We start from the raw sequence: 17,584 nt of genomic DNA, 5'->3' as shown, positions 1-17,584 counted from the left end.
GTTGGTCTCTGCTGGGCTATTACGCCTGTTAGGACTCACGACAAAGAAGTTTGTCGCGCGTATCTTATTCGCTTTATGAGAAACAATGTCTCATATTTAAGTGACAGACTCTCAATAAAAAATAAACAAATAAACACCAACCAGCACAATAACATGAAGTAGAAAATAGCTTGCCGTGCAAGCCTCTGCTTTACCCTGCATATGCCAATAGAAAGGCTTAACTAACACAGGTGCTAGCAATGAATATAATGACTTTGCCACCGCTTCCTGACGTGCACGCACTGGCAGTACTATTGCTTGTCTTGCTAGCACTGTTTTTGTTTACCAGAGAATCTATTGCTATTGAGACATCGAGTCTGTTTATTCTGACAATGTTAAGCATCGGTTTTACTGTCTTTCCTTACGTCAATGCGCAAGGGCAACAGCTTGAGGCACTACAATTTTTCAGTGGGTTTGGTCATGAAGCGCTAGTAGCGGTATGTGCCCTGATGATTGCCGGCAGCGGCTTAGTGCGCACCGGAGCTCTGGTACCTCTTGGCCGAATTCTGGCGCGTTTATGGCGTGTGAGCCCCGTATTAAGTATGTTGCTGACTCTGCTGATTGGCGCTTTTCTCAGTGCATTTGTCAATAATGTACCGATAGTCGTACTGCTGCTTCCTATTCTAATCAGTGTATCGCTGCGCACCGGAGCCCCGGCTTCGGGAGTGTTAATGCCAATGGGATTTGCCACTCTGGTGGGCGGCATGAGTACCAGTATCGGCACTTCGACTAACTTGTTAGTTGTTTCGGTGGCTGCCGATATGGGCCTGAGAAGATTGCAAATGTTTGACTTTTTTATACCAGCAGCAATCGTTGCCGGTATTGCGATTGTTTATTTGTGGTTGATTGCGCCACGCCTACTGCCTGCCCGTAAGGCGATACTTAGTGATACCTCTCCAAGAATATTTTCCGCCCAACTGGTGATATTAGAAGACGGCTTTTCTGTTGGTAAGACATTATCTGAGTTGACCGAAAAGACCTCTGGGCTACTGGAAGTGTCGCGGATCATGCGGGGTAACGGAACTTATGTTATTCCCTTGCCAGATGCGCAAATTCAGGTCGGAGACAGATTGATGGTCAGTGATACGCCAGACAATCTTAAGGAGCTGGAAAGTGCGCTGGAAGCGATGCTTTATGTTGGTGATAATCCAGTGGATGAAGATCATCCACTGTCCGGTGAGGGACAGCAAATTGCTGAAATCGTGGTGATGCAAGGTTCTCCCCTACTTGGCATGACTTTAAGGCAAGTTAACTTTTATGAACGCTATCAGTTAATAGTGCTAGCAATACATCGTGGGGAAAGCTCTGTCGAAACGCTACGTGAAAAAATTGCACAGGCTCGTCTGCGTATCGGTGACGTTTTGCTGGTGCAGGGTAAACAAGATACCATTGCCGACATAAAACGTGCTGGTGAGCTATTGGTTCTTGATGCCACCGCAGATCTACCGCACACAGATAAAGCGTTAACAGCTTTATTGATCATGGCTGGAATTATTCTAGTATCGGCATTTTGGGATGTTCCTATCGCGATCAGTGCTGTCGGTGGTGTGTTACTAATGCTGGTTACTCGCTGTCTAACCTGGCAGCATGCTTCCATGGCGCTGAGCACTCAGGTTATTTTGATTGTGGCAGCCAGTTTAGCGATGGGAGCAGCATTATTAAAAACCGGCGGTGCAGAGTATTTAGCCCAAGTTTTTGTGGCATTAACTGCAGGGGCTTCTCCGGCGTTGATTGTGTCTGGACTGATGCTGTTAATGGCTATTTTGACGAATATTGTGTCCAATAATGCTGCGGCAGTTATTGGCACTCCTATTGCGATTAGTATCGCGCAGCAATTGCAGGTTGACCCTGAACCTTTTGTTATTGCCGTGCTGTTTGGTGCCAATATGAGTTACGCCACCCCTATGGCGTACAAGACTAATCTGTTAGTAATGCATGCTGGCGGCTATAAATTTATGGATTTTGTCCGAGTGGGCGTCCCACTAACGATTATCGTTTGGGTGAGTTTATCGCTATTACTGCCAGTCATGTATTCGCTTAGCTGGTAATCTTTGATGTGGCGTAGTTATTTTTAATGTATGTAATGTGTTTTTTATCGTTCATAAATTATTTATATCAATAAGATATTAGGCAATGAAAAATATTGAGCAATAACTTAAATGGCCGACTTTATCGAGTGAACCGTCCAATTAGTTGTTGAATTAATAGTTGTTGAATTAAGCTATAGCACAGAGCAATATGAGAATTCAGTTGAGTGTATTATGCTGATTGAATCAGCTAGAGTGAGAAAGATGTGATGGATCACAATAATGACGATGGATTTTAATAAGAAACTTACTGACAACTCAGTATCAGTTATTGCAAATTTACTCGGTAACCCAGAGTCCACATCAACAATTAAATTCCTATTAGCAAATCAAACCAATTAACCTAAGCTAGCAATCGTTTAGGTTTAACAAGAGATTTGTGCTTTATAAACAATCCAATGCACAAATACTACAACGTAAGTAGCCAGAAAAGGTGTAAAGTAAATATGGACGTTTGGAAAAGATTATTGGTTATTTTTTTAGTGACGCTGTCATGCGTAGGTTGTGATCAAGGCACGAAGTTATTAGCGGCAGAACATCTTCCTAAATTTCAAATGACGAGCTACCTTAATGACCTTCTTAGAGTGGGTTACACAGAAAATATTGGTGCATTTCTAGGCTTAGGTAATAATCTATCTGAACAAGCTCGGTTCTGGTTTTTTGTTGTTTTGGTTGGTACGTTTTTATTGGCTTTACTGGTTTATTTAATTTCAAATGCCAAACAGCACCTTGTCCCTTTAATTGCATTATCTTTAGTGTTTTCAGGTGGTATGAGTAATTTCTACGACCGTGTCGTTAATAATGGGGCCGTTATCGATTTTCTAAATATTGGTATAGGCTCGATTCGAACAGGCATTTTTAATGTCGCAGACATAGCAATAATGTTTGGTGTCTTTCTGCTTATATTTGCTCAAAGTAAGCATAAACCTACGGTGTAAAAGTCGACTAACGGGTCATTCATTTGGTTTTGGTTAAGCCTACATGGATATGTGCGAGGAAGACCTATCAGGCTCACACATTCTATTGTAAAGAGTCTTCAACGGCCTCAAGTTCAGAGTTGAATCGGTCCTTTTAAAGTCAGTAGAACTAACTGATTTATGCCCCATTGTGGGTTAGGCCTTGAAGTTCGAATAAATATGTTCAGGTAATTTTGATATAAAAACCTAATGAATGGCAAAAGCAAGACCTAACCCTATTGGCGATAGAATATTTAGCCGTGTTAACCCTATACATACTCTCCAACTAAGCCTTAGCGCACGGTTACGTTGATATACACTCACGACAACAAGTTTGAAAAAAGAAATGGTGCAGAATTTCCTGGGTTGTGGCTAGTTACTTCTCTTATCGCCACACACTCACTACACAATTCAACATTACCCAAACAAAGCCATTTATTATCAATGGCTTATAGTGTAATCTTATCTCAAAGTTCCCTCACATTTTTCCGTTATCCTAATAACAGTTAAAAAATTGGGAAAACTTGCACATGAAAAATATTAAACGTTTAGTGACGATCACTTTACTTGTTGTCGCTACCGGTGCCGTCGCCGCTTATTTTTATGCGAAGAACGACGCCTCAACCGTGGCGTATTCTACGGAGCCTGTTCGCATCGGGAATATTGAAGATGTGGTGCTAACTAACGGTGTGTTATATCCGTCCAAAATGGTCAATATTGGGGCACAAGTATCGGGTAAGTTAGAGTCGATAGCCGTTTCGGTTGGCGACAGGCTTGAAGCTGGGGCTCTCATTGCGCAAATTGACAACCTTTCTCAAGAAAACGCATTAAAAGAAGCTCAAGCATCATTGACCAGTATTAACGCTCAATATAAAGCGAAAGTAGCGCAAATTCATAATTCAGAACTCTCTTTCGAAAGGCAGAAGGCGATGCTTGAAAAAAATGTCACCTCACAGTCTTTGTATGACGCTGCGGAAGCGGAACTTATTGTTTATAAATCGGAATTAGACCAACTGATTGCTGAAAAAGAGAAAGCGTTGATCAATGTTGATGATGCCCAGTTGGACTTAAGCTACACGACGATTGAGTCACCCATTCATGGCACTGTTGTTTATGTCTCTGTCGAAGAGGGGCAAACCGTGAATACAAACCAGTCTACACCTTCCATTGTGGAAGTGGCTCAACTCGATGTTATGACGGTCAAGGCGCAAGTATCTGAAGCCGACATTATTCACGTTACAACAGGACAAAAAGTATATTTTTCGATTTTAGGCGCCCCACAAGACTATTTTAATGGTGAACTAAGAACAATAGAGCCAGGGCCAACCCTTCTTACCGGTGAAGATAGCAAGATTAACATTGGTGATGATGATGCCATTTACTACAACGCGGTATTTGATGTCGACAACAAAGAAGGGTTGCTTCGTTTCGGTATGACAGCGCAAGTGTCGATTGTTTTAGATTCAGCGCAAGATGCATTACTGGTTCCATCCCAAATTCTCACGCGCAAGTTGCCGGGCGATAATCGTTATCGTATCCCTGTATTGGTTGATGGGGCGTTAGAAATGCGAGAAGTTGAGATTGGTATCGACAATAAGGTGTATGCGCAAGTGCTGAGTGGGTTAGAGCAAGGCGATCGAGTCGTTATGGGTCAGGCGAACACCAAATCGGCATCAAGTTTTAATATGCGATCCACATTAGGACAAGAAAAAGGCGAGCGAGGCAATGGTGGCCCGGGTAAAGGCGGGAGATCTTAACCATGAGTGACGTATTGTTAGAAGTCTCAGGTCTTAGTCGTCGTTTTCCTGCTGGTGATGAGGAATTAACGGTATTGAACAACGTCAATCTGACTATTCGTCGCGGCGAAATGATTGCGATTATGGGAGCATCCGGTTCGGGTAAATCAACCCTAATGAATATTTTAGGTTGCTTAGATACACCCAGTGAAGGGGCGTATCTGGTCAATGGTCAAGATACCTCCGCAATGAATCCAGACCAACTCGCAGAGTTACGACGTGACTATTTTGGTTTCATATTTCAGCGTTATCACTTGTTGGATGATCTAACCGCTATCGGAAACGTTGAAATTCCGGCGCTCTACTCGGCAGAAAACAAATTGTCGCGTCAGGCACGCGCAGAGAAGTTGTTAAACAGATTGGGATTAGCCGATCGTATGACTCACAAGCCTAGCCAATTAAGTGGTGGACAGCAACAACGGGTCAGTGTCGCTCGCGCTTTAATTAATGGTGGTACGGTGATCCTTGCCGATGAACCGACCGGTGCACTTGATAGTCATAGCGGTAAAGAAATGATGCAGCTACTTCAAGAGTTGCATCAGCAAGGGCACACTATTGTACTGGTCACTCATGACCCTAAAATTGCCGCATCAGCAGAGCGTGTTATTGAAATATCTGATGGTGAAATCGTTAGTGATATAACTAACGATAACGCCTCAAATAAACATTCAGTAATAGCTAATTCGGAAATAGATACATCATCGACAAGTGTTGCAGAACAAAAAAAAGCGAATACATTCACATCAAGGCCATTTTCCGCACAGTGGTTCAGCTTTGTTGAAGCGTTCAAAATGTCACTATCGGCGATGAGCAGTCACCGCCTAAGAACGTTTTTAACGATGCTGGGGATCATCATCGGTATTGCCTCGGTGGTATCCGTAGTGGCGATCGGTAATGGTTCTCAGGCACAAGTGTTGTCACAAATGGCTTCGATGGGGACCAATACTATTGAAATTAAACCCGGATCTGGTTTAGGTGATAGACGCGCGGGACGAATAAGAACGCTAACCGCAAGTGATGTAAATGCCTTAACGAATCTATCATTTGTTGATAGCGTGACGCCAACCGTACGTGCTAATGTCACTGTACGCTATGCTAGTGAGGTCGTCACCGCAGAGGTGCTAGGCGTTGGTCCTGACCATTTTCGCGTGCAAGGTTTAGAGTTAGCACAAGGGCAATTGTTTGATGAGAAAAGTGTCGTTTCATTGGATCAAGTCGCAGTCATTGACAATAACACCTTAAACGATCTCTTTCCTGATGGTGATGCACTTGGGCAGGTTATCTTTTTGGGCCAGTTGCCAGTGCGCATTATCGGAGTCACTGCAGCAAGTAAAATGGCAGCTGGTAATAGCGATTCTCTGAATGTATGGCTGCCTTATAGTACGGTAAACTCTCGTATCTTCAGCCAAAATTACGTCAATGATATTACAGTTAGGGTGAGTGATGACGTATCGAGTGTCGCCGCAGAGCAAGCGATAATTAACTTAATAAAAATGCGTCATGGCGTAGAAGACTTCTTTACTGTTAATACGGATACGGTAAGGGAAAACATTGAACAAACCTCATCAACGATGACGTTACTTATCTCGGCCATTGCCTTTATTTCATTGGTGGTTGGTGGTATCGGTGTGATGAATATCATGTTGGTGTCGGTCACCGAGCGCACACGAGAGATTGGTATCCGAATGGCCGTAGGGGCAAGACAAGCGGATATTATGAGACAGTTTTTAATCGAGGCGGTTCTGGTGTGTCTATGTGGCGGTGCTTTGGGTATTGGCTTAGCTTACGTTGTGGGCTTGATTATCTCATCAATGAGCAGTGGATTAAGTCTGATTTATTCGACCAACTCAATTATTGCCGCCTTTATGTGCTCAACACTGATTGGGGTTCTGTTTGGTTTCTTACCGGCCAGAAATGCAGCAAGATTAAACCCTGTAGATGCGCTATCTAAAGGATAAGGAAACAGACGTTGAAAGTGAATTTCAAGCTGAAGATCATTCATAAGTTCTTTCTAGCGTTTTGTATTACAAGCTTTTTGGCTGTGTGCATTATGCTCGCTCTGATCATGCAAAACCTGTCAACAGGTTTTCATGATTTCATTAAAGATGCGGAATCGAGCTATGTCGAACAAGTCAGCCAGAAATTAGCCGAGTTTTATCAAGAAAATGGGTCGTGGCAATCGTTAAAAGGCGATGAAAGCAATTGGCGACGCCTCGTTGGCACGAGAAGAGCGGGTGATGATCATGCGTCGCTATCGGTACCGACAGATACAACAGGTATAAGCCAGTTATTGCAAACACAGCGAAGGCTCAGTTTGTATGATGTGAATAAAACGGTCGTGGTTGGCCGTTCTCAAATTGATGAAAGCCTGTTAACTCAAGCCATAGAATACGAGGGTAGCGTGATTGGTTGGTTAAGTTATGTGCCATCACAACTGGCCGAACAAAGCCCTGCGAATATATTTTTGGCTGAGCAATATCAAAGTTATGTCTCTATTACGCTCGCCGTCATTGCCCTTGCGTTTGTCACTGCCTGGCTTTTCTCACGTCACTTGGTTGCGCCCATATTTAGGGTTAATCAAGGTACGACTCAATTAATTCAGGGTAACCTTGCTACAAGAGTGGTTAGCAATAGCAACGATGAGTTAGGTGTCTTAACGGACAATATAAATATTCTGGCTCAAACGTTGGAGAAGAACAAAACGGAACGTTCTAAATGGATGTCAGATGTTGCACACGAACTGAAAACCCCCCTAACGGTTGTTCGAGGGCAACTCAATGCGATTCAAGACGGAATTTTTAAAGCAGATGAAAAGCGTTTACAGGTGATGATTGACCAAATAGATGGAATGAGTCATTTGGTGGGTGACATTTATCAATTGTCCATTACCGACATTGGTGGATTGTCATACAAAAAAACATTATTTAATCTCGTTGAACTCCTCAAAGATATCTTACTTGGCTTTAAGGTGAAAACTGATGAGTTTGGGTTGGCATTACATTGTGAAGCGTTGTATTTGAGAGAGAATGCTGAGTGCTTCGTCATCGCAGATAGAGATCGTTTGACGCAGTTGTTTATCAATATAATGGAAAATAGTTGCCGTTATACCGACGCACCGGGAGGTATTACTTTATCATTTCGCAAAGATAAAAATAATGTTGAGGTGATTATCGAAGATACATCGCCATCGATACCAGAAGGCGCTTTCACTCAAGTATTTGAACGCTTTTATCGAGTAGAACAATCTCGCAGTCGAGAGCATGGCGGCTCCGGTATTGGTTTGGCATTGTGTCAGCAAATTATCGAGGCACATCAAGGCACTATTTGCGCTAAAAAGTCAGATATGGGCGGTGTTAACATGATGATAACCCTACCGATCCATCGCCATACTACCTAACAATAAGACTTCGATAGAGGAAGAAGAGAATGAAGACGCATATTTTGATTGTGGAAGACGAAGAATACATTGCCGAAGTCTTGATTGCGTATTGCCAAAATAGCGGTTTTGAAGTGACCCATCTTGCGTCGGGTGCAGAAGTCGTGGCGACGGTGAAGTCGCAGACGTTTGACTTAATGCTGCTTGATTTAATGTTGCCAGATATGGACGGTATCGAGATATGCAAACAGGTACGCCAGTTCTCTCAGTTGCCCATTATTATGGTGACCGCAAAAAGTGAAGAGATCGACCGATTGATTGGTTTAGAGCTCGGAGCCGATGATTATATTTGCAAGCCGTTTAGCCCTAGAGAGGTGATTGCGAGGGTCAAAACGGTACTGCGCCGAACTTTGGCGATTCAAGCGAATCCTGCCATACATAGCCCTGAGTTAGTTTTAGGACAATTTGTATTGAAGCCTGACGAGTATGAGGCTCGATTTAGCGGCTGCTTTCTCGACTTAACGCCCAAAGAGTTTATGTTACTTCGTCTGTTGGTTGAGCATCCGGGGCGAGTGTATAGTCGTGATGATATTCTCAATGCGCTTTACAGTGATCTTGCGGATGTATCAGACAGGAATATTGATACCCACATTAAGAACATCCGCAAAAAAATACATGCCGTTGCACCAACAGCGAACCCTATCCGTTCGATTTATGGGGTGGGCTACAAATTGTTGCAGGAAACACTTAAATAATCTGTGTATAGCCAGTTAGCGAGATGACGATTGGGTGTGTAGTGGATGATAAAAACTGGCCACTCGATCAGAAGTTTTGCCATACCCCTGATAGTTCGCCAGAAGCTAAATTAGCAAATTCACTGACGCAAAAATGTCCAAAAACGAGCTAGCCTTAGCTTGAAAATGGATAAATTCACCTCTGAACTTGAGGCCGTTGAAGACTCTTTATAAAAGAATGCGTGAGCCTGACTGGACGTCAGGCTAGCTTTCGCGGTACAGGATGTACCATCGGAAGTGTTAGCATGTTCACATTTTATTACAAGATGGGCCCAAGACGGTTACAGATGAAGTCAAAAGCTGGTTCAATCCCCATGGCAATTTTTTCGCAGGTTGTTGTTTTATAAATAGCGAAAATGTTGCGGGGCGGCTGGGCTAATTCTTTTATAAAGAGTAAAGAGGGAACTGCCGTTGGTTTCCTCTTGGTCTGGTGTGGGTGAAGCGCCACGACGTTAGTGGCCGCAGGCCATATTTTAAATACACTTTTGTCCAAAAATCAGCAAGCGTATTAGCTTTTATCATTTGCACAATGGTCACTCTTCCACACCTAGATAATCGCCAGCCAGTTCGGTAATCTAGCAGTGTGCGATGGATGAAATGTCATTTCAGGCTTAAAGTTCAGGGCTAAATAGTGGTGTGCTTAACCACGCAAAATAGCTGATTTGTTTTATCTACGTTTATAAAAAAATAATAAAAACGGCCAGCGTTGTGCTGGCCTTAATGTTGTTTAAGTGTTTATGGCGTTGTTAGGCGAATGCTTACTGAATGGATTAATTTAGGACATCAGTGAGGGATTTACTGCCATTAAATAATTCAAATATTTTGCCGCCTAGCTGTGGTTTTCCTACAGCGTAAGTCAGTGCGCGAGCAACATCTTCTCTGTGAATAGTCATTTTGTCTTTGCTGCTCGGCCGCTGGGTTTGCACTTTACCTGTGGCGCTATCGTCGGTTAATGAACCCGGTCTAAATATGGTGTAGTTAAGCCCGCTGCTGATCAAGTATTCGTCGGCCATGTGTTTGGCAACTAAGTAAGGCTTCATTTGTTCTGAACCTTGGTCGGGATCGTCAGCGCCGATAGAACTGACCATTATAAAATGTGACACATTAGCTGCTTTTGCGTAATCAATGGCTTTACAGGCCGCCCATAAGTCAATCAACATGGTTTTGTCGGCACCTGTTTTGCCACCTGATCCGGCACTGAAAATGACCTGATCGCAATCGTTAAATGCTTGGCTAAAGTCCTGTTCTAAATCTGCCTCCACTATGCGCAGATTATCGCTGGCGAGATCAGCCAATTTACTCTTGTCTCGTACTAAAGCGATAACTGATTGACCATCTGCTAATAACTGCTTTGTGGTCATTTTACCGATTTGTCCACTAGCGCCTAAAATGAGTGTCTTGTTCATTTTATCCTCTCCTAAGTATCAAATTGTTGGCTTATGTTACTGGCAAATGTAGCGGCATGGTTTGCGACTTTATTTGCCCGCCTTCTAATAACATTGGGGTTTGATCTGCACGATTCAATGCTTAAGAGGTTATTAGCATTTGCAGTACGTTATGTTTTACAACAAAAAATAAATATAGGCGGCCGATATCTTTGGTGGATATTGAAGGCGTTTACCGCCTTCAATATCGTTAATTACGTGCAGGTATGATGAGTAATGGCGGGAATATGGAGATAAATATAGCCCATACTCATTTTAGATTAATGATTAAAATAGTAACGTGACCACTAAGTACTGCTAACGGTTAATTAATCCGCTTGATGCTCAAACGTGCGACCAGTGTGTTGTGACTGATTCGGGTTAGAGCGGGTAAACATATCTGCATAAGGCGCTGCTTGTTCGCGCTGCACACCAGCGTTGTCTTGGAAAGCATCACCTTGTTGAGCTTGTTTGCTACGTAATATGGTTTTACTAAACTGTTTATTTTTAAATAAGTTCAACGTAATAAAGCTTAATAAGCCCAATAACAGTAAAAAAGGTAGTAGCACTATTGTGGCGAATACGATGCTAAAGAACATCAGTAATGCCAATATTGGGTGCATGGCTGTAACGCGACTTTTTAAATTAGCATTCTGAAATGATTGGTTAAAGTTCATGTTGGCTCCTAAATGCGGCTTATCTAACTGCTTGAGTAAAGATGAGCGCCTATACAGATGACTGATATTGAACATACATCATGCAACCTCAAGACATAATATGTCACGTTAAACCTGGTTAATGTTTTAAGCTTGGGATCAACAAGTCTATTTTCATGAGCCTTGTTGCACTGTAATACGGTTTATATGGGGGGCAGAATGGTTGGTAATACCATAAGTGTTACTGTGGCTGTTTTGTCATTAATTTATGCTGTGATGGCAAATCGATTAGTACCACTAGGGTCTATATACCGCGACTTTAGCGATTAACTATGTTATTGGTTTGGCATGACTTAATCGGGCTTTCTGGCATTAGTGTGCTTGTTTTAGAGTGTTCGTTGGGGCAATCGCGTTCCAGATTTTGATAAATATTATAGCTGTCATAGATTGGGCTAGGTGCGGAAAAGGGCGCTGATGCTCTTGAACGGTGGCGGTTCATATATTGGCGACCTAAGAGTGTCATGCCAATGAAACCGACAGCGACAAACAGTAACAATAATGGCAATAACAGTACAAAGCCCAACAAGAAAGTGACCATTGTTACTAATGCTGTCAATGGACGCATTCTTCGAAGTCGTTGAATTATTTGTAGCGCGTTAATTGAACTGAACATCCTCATTCCTCTAAGGATTTACCTACTTTATATTCCATCAGATTTACTTAATGAATGGTCAATTTATAGCTAGATTATTAATTTATACCTAGGGCCTGTTGATCTTTGCTGGTTGAATTTTGTTCGAGTTAAAAACGTTTTAATCGAGGCGAATGGATTGATGCCTAGTCATCTAAGCAAAATGCATTCAACAAAGAGTAAAACGTTTTTAGCCGAACCCTTCGGGCAGCGTTTGTTGGCCATTTTTACTGTGTTATCGACTTTTTATGTAGAATAACTACACCTCAAAGTCTCTGCCTTGTACAAATGGCCAACAATTCGCTGCAAAAATAACCTTGAAAGATCAACAGGCCCTAATAGGTTGTCGTGCACTATTTGGCGGGTTAACGATCATTTATTCGATTAATTTGAGTGTCGAGCAAGCTAAAAGTTCAACTTAGTTATCTTAAAAATCAGCATATCTTTTTAGTTTGATAAGTATCTAGCAGCTAACATTTAGGTTAGTGACAATCTTAGCCATTAGTTTTACAGATATGTTGATTCGCGATAGCTTTTTCGACACTGCTAAAAATCATGTTACGAAACCATTGATGCCCCGGTTCTTGGTTGTTTCTTTCATGCCATAAAAATACATAAGCCATCGGCATAAACTCAAATGGTAAGGGAATAGAGACAAGCGAATAGAGTTTTTGAGCATGATTAGCAAAACTTGATGGCAAGGTAAAAATTAAGTCGGTATTAGCACAAACACTGGCTGCGCCATAAAAATCTGGTACCGTGGCCGACAAATTACGATGCAAACCTAAGTTGGCAAGATGATAATCCAGTGCCCACCAATCGTTGCCTTCACATCTTACTTGTACATGAGACATGCTAAGGTAGTGAGCTTGATCCCAGTGACCAGCATTTACTTTCTGTAACATAGGATGATTTTTACGCACTAAGCAAACTTGGTGATCGTTAAAGAGGATTTGCGATTCAATACCTTCAGGTACTTTTTCAGTATTCACATCGGTTTGTGGATGAATATCTCGACCTGCAATGCCAAAATCGATTTGTCCTTGTTGCAGATCTTGCATTGATTTTTCGGTCCATACATAGGAATCTAATTTTATTGAAGGCGCTTGCTGTAACAATGGTCCGATAAAATATGGAATTAAGGTTTCATAAGCACTTTCTACTAATGAAAATGAAAATTGGCGGTTACTGGTCGCCGGATGAAAAGTAGGGGGCTGGGTGAGTTGATACAAGTTTTGCAGCACTAATGGTAGTTGTTGTCTTAATGCATCAGCATGTGCCGTGGGTTTTAAGCCGTGTGCCGTGCGTTGAAACAGCGGATCGTCTAATGTTTCTCGTAAGCGGTTTAAGCTTTTACTCACAGCCGATTGACTCACATGTAAGCGATGGGCCGCTCGAGTGACACTTTGCTCCTCAAGTAAGACTTGTAAAATGACTAATAGATTAAGATCGACTCGAGCGAGATTGTCTAAATTCATGTGATATTCTCAAATGGAAATTCACTTTGGATTTTATATCATTTTCATTCATACCGCTATTTGACTTACTATAGCGCCCTATTAAGGGTGACCTTTGTGTATTAAAAATTTAAGAGAAAGAAGTTTATGCGTCGTAACTTATTGCCACTGTTAATGTTTATGGTGCTCCTAAGCCCATTAGCTATTGATATATATCTGCCGTCTATGCCTACTATGGCGTTGGAGTACGGTGTATCTAACAGTGAAGTACAGTCCACCTTAGTGTTATTTTTATTTGCAATGGGCGTAGGACAAATTCTAATTGGTCCACTAGCGGACCGTTTTGGCCGTAAACCTGTCGCGTTATTTGGCATTGTTCTTTATGGCATTAGTAGTTTATTAGGGGCTTATGCAGTTGAATTTGAATGGTTGCAGATTGCGCGTGTTTTTCAAGGATTAGCCGCATGCTCAACCTCTATTGTGGTATTTAGTGCGGTACGTGACTGCTATTCCCGCAAAGAAAGTGTCTCAATGTACAGTTATCTCAACGGCGCTATTTGTGTGGTACCGGCATTGGCACCGACATTTGGTGGGCTATTAGCCTTACAGTTTGGCTGGCGATCTACGTTTATTTTTATGGCTTTATACGCCATTTTGGTATTGTTTTTAGTGGGATTTCGTTTTCCAGAAACCCGGCCATTAAATACCGACAGCACAGGACCTTTATACCGCTGGAGCCGTTATAAGCCAGTTATTAGTGATCCACATTTTATGTTTTATGCCAGTTGCTGCATGATCGCTATGGCATCGATATTATGTTATGTGTCGTACTCACCCGTGTGGATAATTGGTCACTTAGGTATATCAGAATTAACCTTCAGTGGTTTATTTGGTCTCAATGCTGCGGTCAATATTGCCGCGTGTTTTGCCGCTCCGGTGTTGGTTAAGCGCATTGGCAATCGCCCGGGAGTTGTAGTGGCATTGTCGTTGATGCTAGTTGCTGCATTTATTGAAGCTGCTCTGTACTTTGCTGGCCCACAAGAAGGCCTCGCCGCGGCGATAGCATTTATGGCTCCAATGATGATTTTATGTATTGGTTTTGCCATTTTGCTTGGCCCTGCAACCAGTATGGCGTTGTCGGCTTTCGGTGAGCGTGCAGGTACCGCGACAGCGATGTTAGGTTGTATTCAAATGAGTGGGGCATCAATACTGACGGCGTTGGTCCAGCTAACTGATATACCAGCACCCTATGCGATAGCGGTTGTGATGGGGGGCTTTAGTGCCGTATTACTGATTATTATGGCAATGAACCGTTTAAGTCATCTGCATCATGAGCAATTACAACACGATTAATTAAGTTTTAGTTATATCACCTTTAACCCGCAGAATGCTAACCACATTCCGCGGGTTTTTTTTACCTCGATATGATGAAACTTAGAAACGGGCGTTAATTGCTATGCCAAAATTAGTTTCTGAATCACTATTATATTCACCATTATCGAAATAATGTTCTAGCGAAAACTTAGCCGAGAACACATCTGAAAAATGCCAGAAGTAACGTGTATTTAAACCAGTTTCAGTGATGTTGTTGCTGTGGCTACTTTTATTTGAGTCATCAATATTACTGCTGCTGAAATCAGTATTTACATCTGTCCGGTAGTAAGTCGCACCCACTGACCATGCATTATTAATATACCAATCTGCAAACACTGCAACAGTATAAATGTCATTTTCAAAGTTTAATGTAGAATCCTCCACTATAGTCGGAGTTGAGCCATCAACTTGAGTGAGAATTTCGTTGTTGATATATTGTGGGTTTTGATAACCTACAGCCCCAGTTATAAACACTCCAGCGGTTGATTGTAATGGAATAAAATGTTCGTAAGTTAACGTGATAGCATCAATATTTTGGCTAAAATATGATTCAAATTCATATTCTAGATATGCGCCATTGTTAGATTTTGATTCTGAGTTGGTAGTGTAGTTCAAGGATAACTTTGAGTGTTCGCTAAAAAAATATCCAGCACTCATCTCGTATGTTGTGATGTCAAATACAGCATCATCTGCATTTAACTGGTTGACTCCAGCCCCCAAAAACCATTTTGAGTCAAAAACATATTCTCCAGAGATGTTATATAAATCTTGGACGTCAGTGGTGGCATAACGCGCAGAAACAGTTGAGCCTTGATTAAAGAATCCCGTCAATGCATATGGCTTATCTGCTTGCTCAACCGCTTTAAAATAATAGCGATAATTGGCGTTAACTAGGCCATCCGCTTCACCTGATGAGTCTAAAAAACCGATTTCTGCTTCGTGGTGATAGGTATTATCTTGGGCTGCATATGCAGGGATTGTGGCCAATGCGAGCATTAATGCCACAGACATCTTTGTTCTAGTCATAGTAATGGTTCTTCCTTGAGGTATTATGGTGTAGAGCGAAGCATATTGAACTCAACTTTACATATTTGCAACAACACACTTACAAAGATAAGATAAAAAATGAGCAGAAGTTATTGTATTCATTGCCAATACCCACAGTCGGCTTGCGTGTGTCATGCGCTCAAACCGGTGACGTCAAATACCGAGGTTGTGGTGATGCAGCATCCATCTGAAGTGGATCATGCTAAGAACACTGTGAGATTATTGAAACTGGTAATGCCGCAGATGAAAATTTACGTGGGTGAATCTGCCGTGGACTTTATTGAGCTGCAACATTATTTAGCTGTGCAAACGAAGCCGATTTATGTGGTTTATCCCAATGATCACAGTCAAACGGTAGCCGAGGCTGGAGCGAGTGAGGCTGCGATAATTATTTTAGTCGACGGTACTTGGCGTAAGGCATACCGCATGTTGCAGCTCAATCCGTGGTTACTTAATTACCCGTCACTGCATCTTGAGTGTGAAGATGAGTCGCAATATATTATTCGTAAAGCGAAACGTAGCGACAGCTTGTCGACTTTGGAAGCGGTTGCCCACACGTTGATTGCCTTAAATCCAGCGGCTGATATCGCGCCAATATTTGCAGTGTTTAACGCAATGGTGCAACATAAGTTAACGGCTATGCCTGCTCTGGTTCGTGCACGTTATAACAGCGGTAAAATCAAAGGATAGATAACATGAACAATCGGCCGATAAGCTTATTTTTATTACTGTTTGCTTCGACGACATTGACGCTAATTACCGAAGCTGCTGATAAACCGCATAAAAAAATGACCTTAGCTGAAAAGGGCGAGCAAGCGCGCCAAGAGTCGGTTGAACTTGAGCAAACTCAATTGCAAAAAGCGCGTGAGGCAGCCAAGGCAACCTCGGAACGTGAGCAAAAAGCATTAGCCAAGGTGGAGTCTAATGACTGGGAAGCGCAGCAGCTCGAAAAAGCCCGCTCTCAATCGGATGAGCGTTTAACTCGTCAGCAAAAGTATTTACAACAGGCACAAGAGGCGGCGACTCAAACCCGTAAAATTCCTAAAGAAACCAGCATTGAGCCCCTTGAATCTGAATAGTGTAAGTGTTGTTAGTTATGTTTATTTGGCTTATTTTGGAGCATCCCTTTGTCACCTTGTCCTTTATGTCACCATGACACCGCTGCTTTTCATCAAGATAACAAACGCCCCTACGTTCGTTGCCCGCAATGTTTAATGGTGTCGGTTCCAAAGACATTTTATTGGGATGAAGCGGCTGAAAAAGCTCATTACGATTGTCACCACAACGACTTCGCTAATGCGGGCTATCAACTTTTTTTATCGCGCACATTAACTCCTTTATTAGCTCAGCTCGCTCCCGGTGCAATGGGATTAGATTTTGGTTGCGGCGAAGGTGCTGTGTTAAGCCAAATGGCAGCAAAGCATGGAATTAGTGTGGCTAATTATGATTTGTTTTATCATCCAGACACACAAGTACTACACCAGCTGTACGATTTTGTCTGTTTAACCGAAGTGATTGAACACATTGCCGATGCGCAGGCGTTAATTGAGCAATTAAGCCAGTTATTGATGCTTGGGGGGATATTAGCCGTAATGACAAAAAGAGTACCTAGCGCAGCTGCATTTACAAACTGGTCTTATAAAATTGATCCCACTCATATCAATTTCTACGCGTTAGAAACCTTTCAATGGATAGCGCAGCAACAAGGTTGGCTGCTGGAGGTCATCGACAGTGATGTGGTGTTCTTTCACGTACCGGCAGCATTAGATATAGCATAAAATGTTGACTAAAGAATGGACCGTTTAGGGGTGTTTTAAGCAACAAGCTTAACCGAGGCTATAGCGCGTTAATAAATAGATACAATTGACTTGTTAGCAAATAGGTAAA

General features: G+C 42.3%; 15 protein-coding genes. 10 read left to right on the top strand and 5 right to left on the bottom strand.

What is annotated here, in order from left to right; translation table 11 throughout:
• The first annotated feature begins 239 nt into the window (after positions 1–239).
• From EGC82_RS21030 to EGC82_RS21005, 6 genes are all read left to right on the top strand, one after another.
• On the top strand, positions 240–2,087 hold the full coding sequence (locus EGC82_RS21030) for an SLC13 family permease (protein ID WP_244212505.1): 1,848 nt from the start codon (positions 240–242) through the stop codon (positions 2,085–2,087).
• Positions 2,088–2,572: 485 nt separating this feature from the next.
• Positions 2,573–3,064 (top strand): signal peptidase II, encoded by a 492-nt coding sequence (gene lspA, locus EGC82_RS21025; protein WP_101084914.1) that lies wholly within the window; start codon positions 2,573–2,575, stop codon positions 3,062–3,064.
• A 548-nt stretch (positions 3,065–3,612) separates the two neighbouring features.
• On the top strand, positions 3,613–4,839 hold the full coding sequence (locus tag EGC82_RS21020; RefSeq protein ID WP_124732726.1) for an efflux RND transporter periplasmic adaptor subunit: 1,227 nt from the start codon (positions 3,613–3,615) through the stop codon (positions 4,837–4,839).
• Positions 4,840–4,841: 2 nt separating this feature from the next.
• Positions 4,842–6,836, top strand: a complete 1,995-nt coding sequence (locus tag EGC82_RS21015) for a MacB family efflux pump subunit (RefSeq protein ID WP_124732484.1) — start codon at positions 4,842–4,844, stop codon at positions 6,834–6,836.
• A 107-nt stretch (positions 6,837–6,943) separates the two neighbouring features.
• On the top strand, positions 6,944–8,275 hold the full coding sequence (locus EGC82_RS21010) for an ATP-binding protein (protein WP_208646915.1): 1,332 nt from the start codon (positions 6,944–6,946) through the stop codon (positions 8,273–8,275).
• A 29-nt stretch (positions 8,276–8,304) separates the two neighbouring features.
• Positions 8,305–9,009, top strand: coding sequence for a response regulator (locus tag EGC82_RS21005; RefSeq protein WP_124732482.1), 705 nt, complete (start codon positions 8,305–8,307; stop codon positions 9,007–9,009).
• Between the two features lie 809 nt (positions 9,010–9,818).
• Here EGC82_RS21005 and EGC82_RS21000 read toward each other — a convergent pair.
• The 4 genes from EGC82_RS21000 to EGC82_RS20980 form a co-directional block, all read right to left on the bottom strand.
• Entirely contained in the window at positions 9,819–10,454 is a 636-nt protein-coding gene (locus EGC82_RS21000; RefSeq protein WP_124732481.1) for an SDR family oxidoreductase, read from the bottom strand.
• Between the two features lie 347 nt (positions 10,455–10,801).
• The gene (locus EGC82_RS20995; RefSeq protein ID WP_124732480.1) at positions 10,802–11,149 is read right to left on the bottom strand and encodes a hypothetical protein; all 348 of its coding nucleotides are present in this window, start codon (positions 11,147–11,149) and stop codon (positions 10,802–10,804) included.
• Between the two features lie 298 nt (positions 11,150–11,447).
• A complete protein-coding gene (locus EGC82_RS20990) occupies positions 11,448–11,801 on the bottom strand; it encodes a hypothetical protein (RefSeq protein WP_124732479.1) in 354 nt (117 codons plus the stop codon).
• A gap of 512 nt (positions 11,802–12,313) precedes the next feature.
• Positions 12,314–13,297 carry a LysR family transcriptional regulator gene (locus EGC82_RS20980; protein WP_124732478.1) on the bottom strand — a complete coding sequence of 328 codons (984 nt, stop codon included), beginning with the start codon at positions 13,295–13,297 and terminating at the stop codon, positions 12,314–12,316.
• A 126-nt stretch (positions 13,298–13,423) separates the two neighbouring features.
• Here EGC82_RS20980 and EGC82_RS20975 point away from each other — a divergent pair, with 126 nt between their 5' ends.
• Positions 13,424–14,629 (top strand): multidrug effflux MFS transporter, encoded by a 1,206-nt coding sequence (locus EGC82_RS20975; protein WP_124732477.1) that lies wholly within the window; start codon positions 13,424–13,426, stop codon positions 14,627–14,629.
• Between the two features lie 81 nt (positions 14,630–14,710).
• On the opposite strand, the gene EGC82_RS20970 is transcribed toward EGC82_RS20975, so the two are convergent.
• Complete coding sequence (locus EGC82_RS20970) at positions 14,711–15,676, bottom strand: putative porin (RefSeq protein ID WP_124732476.1); 966 nt, start codon at positions 15,674–15,676, stop codon at positions 14,711–14,713.
• A gap of 99 nt (positions 15,677–15,775) precedes the next feature.
• On the opposite strand from EGC82_RS20970, the gene EGC82_RS20965 reads away from it, so the two are divergent.
• From EGC82_RS20965 to EGC82_RS20955, 3 genes are read left to right on the top strand one after another with little or no spacing between them, the layout of a single operon-like run.
• On the top strand, positions 15,776–16,387 hold the full coding sequence (locus EGC82_RS20965) for a tRNA-uridine aminocarboxypropyltransferase (protein ID WP_124732475.1): 612 nt from the start codon (positions 15,776–15,778) through the stop codon (positions 16,385–16,387).
• 5 nt (positions 16,388–16,392) lie between these two features.
• Positions 16,393–16,776, top strand: a complete 384-nt coding sequence (locus tag EGC82_RS20960; protein WP_244212504.1) for a hypothetical protein — start codon at positions 16,393–16,395, stop codon at positions 16,774–16,776.
• Between the two features lie 48 nt (positions 16,777–16,824).
• Entirely contained in the window at positions 16,825–17,475 is a 651-nt protein-coding gene (locus EGC82_RS20955; protein WP_124732474.1) for a class I SAM-dependent methyltransferase, read from the top strand.
• Positions 17,476–17,584 lie beyond the last annotated feature (109 nt).

This window comes from Shewanella livingstonensis (genome assembly GCF_003855395.1).
Lineage (GTDB): Bacteria > Pseudomonadota > Gammaproteobacteria > Enterobacterales > Shewanellaceae > Shewanella > Shewanella livingstonensis.
The sequence above is the reverse complement of the archived record's forward strand: the minus strand, read 5'-3'. Positions and strand labels throughout refer to the sequence as shown.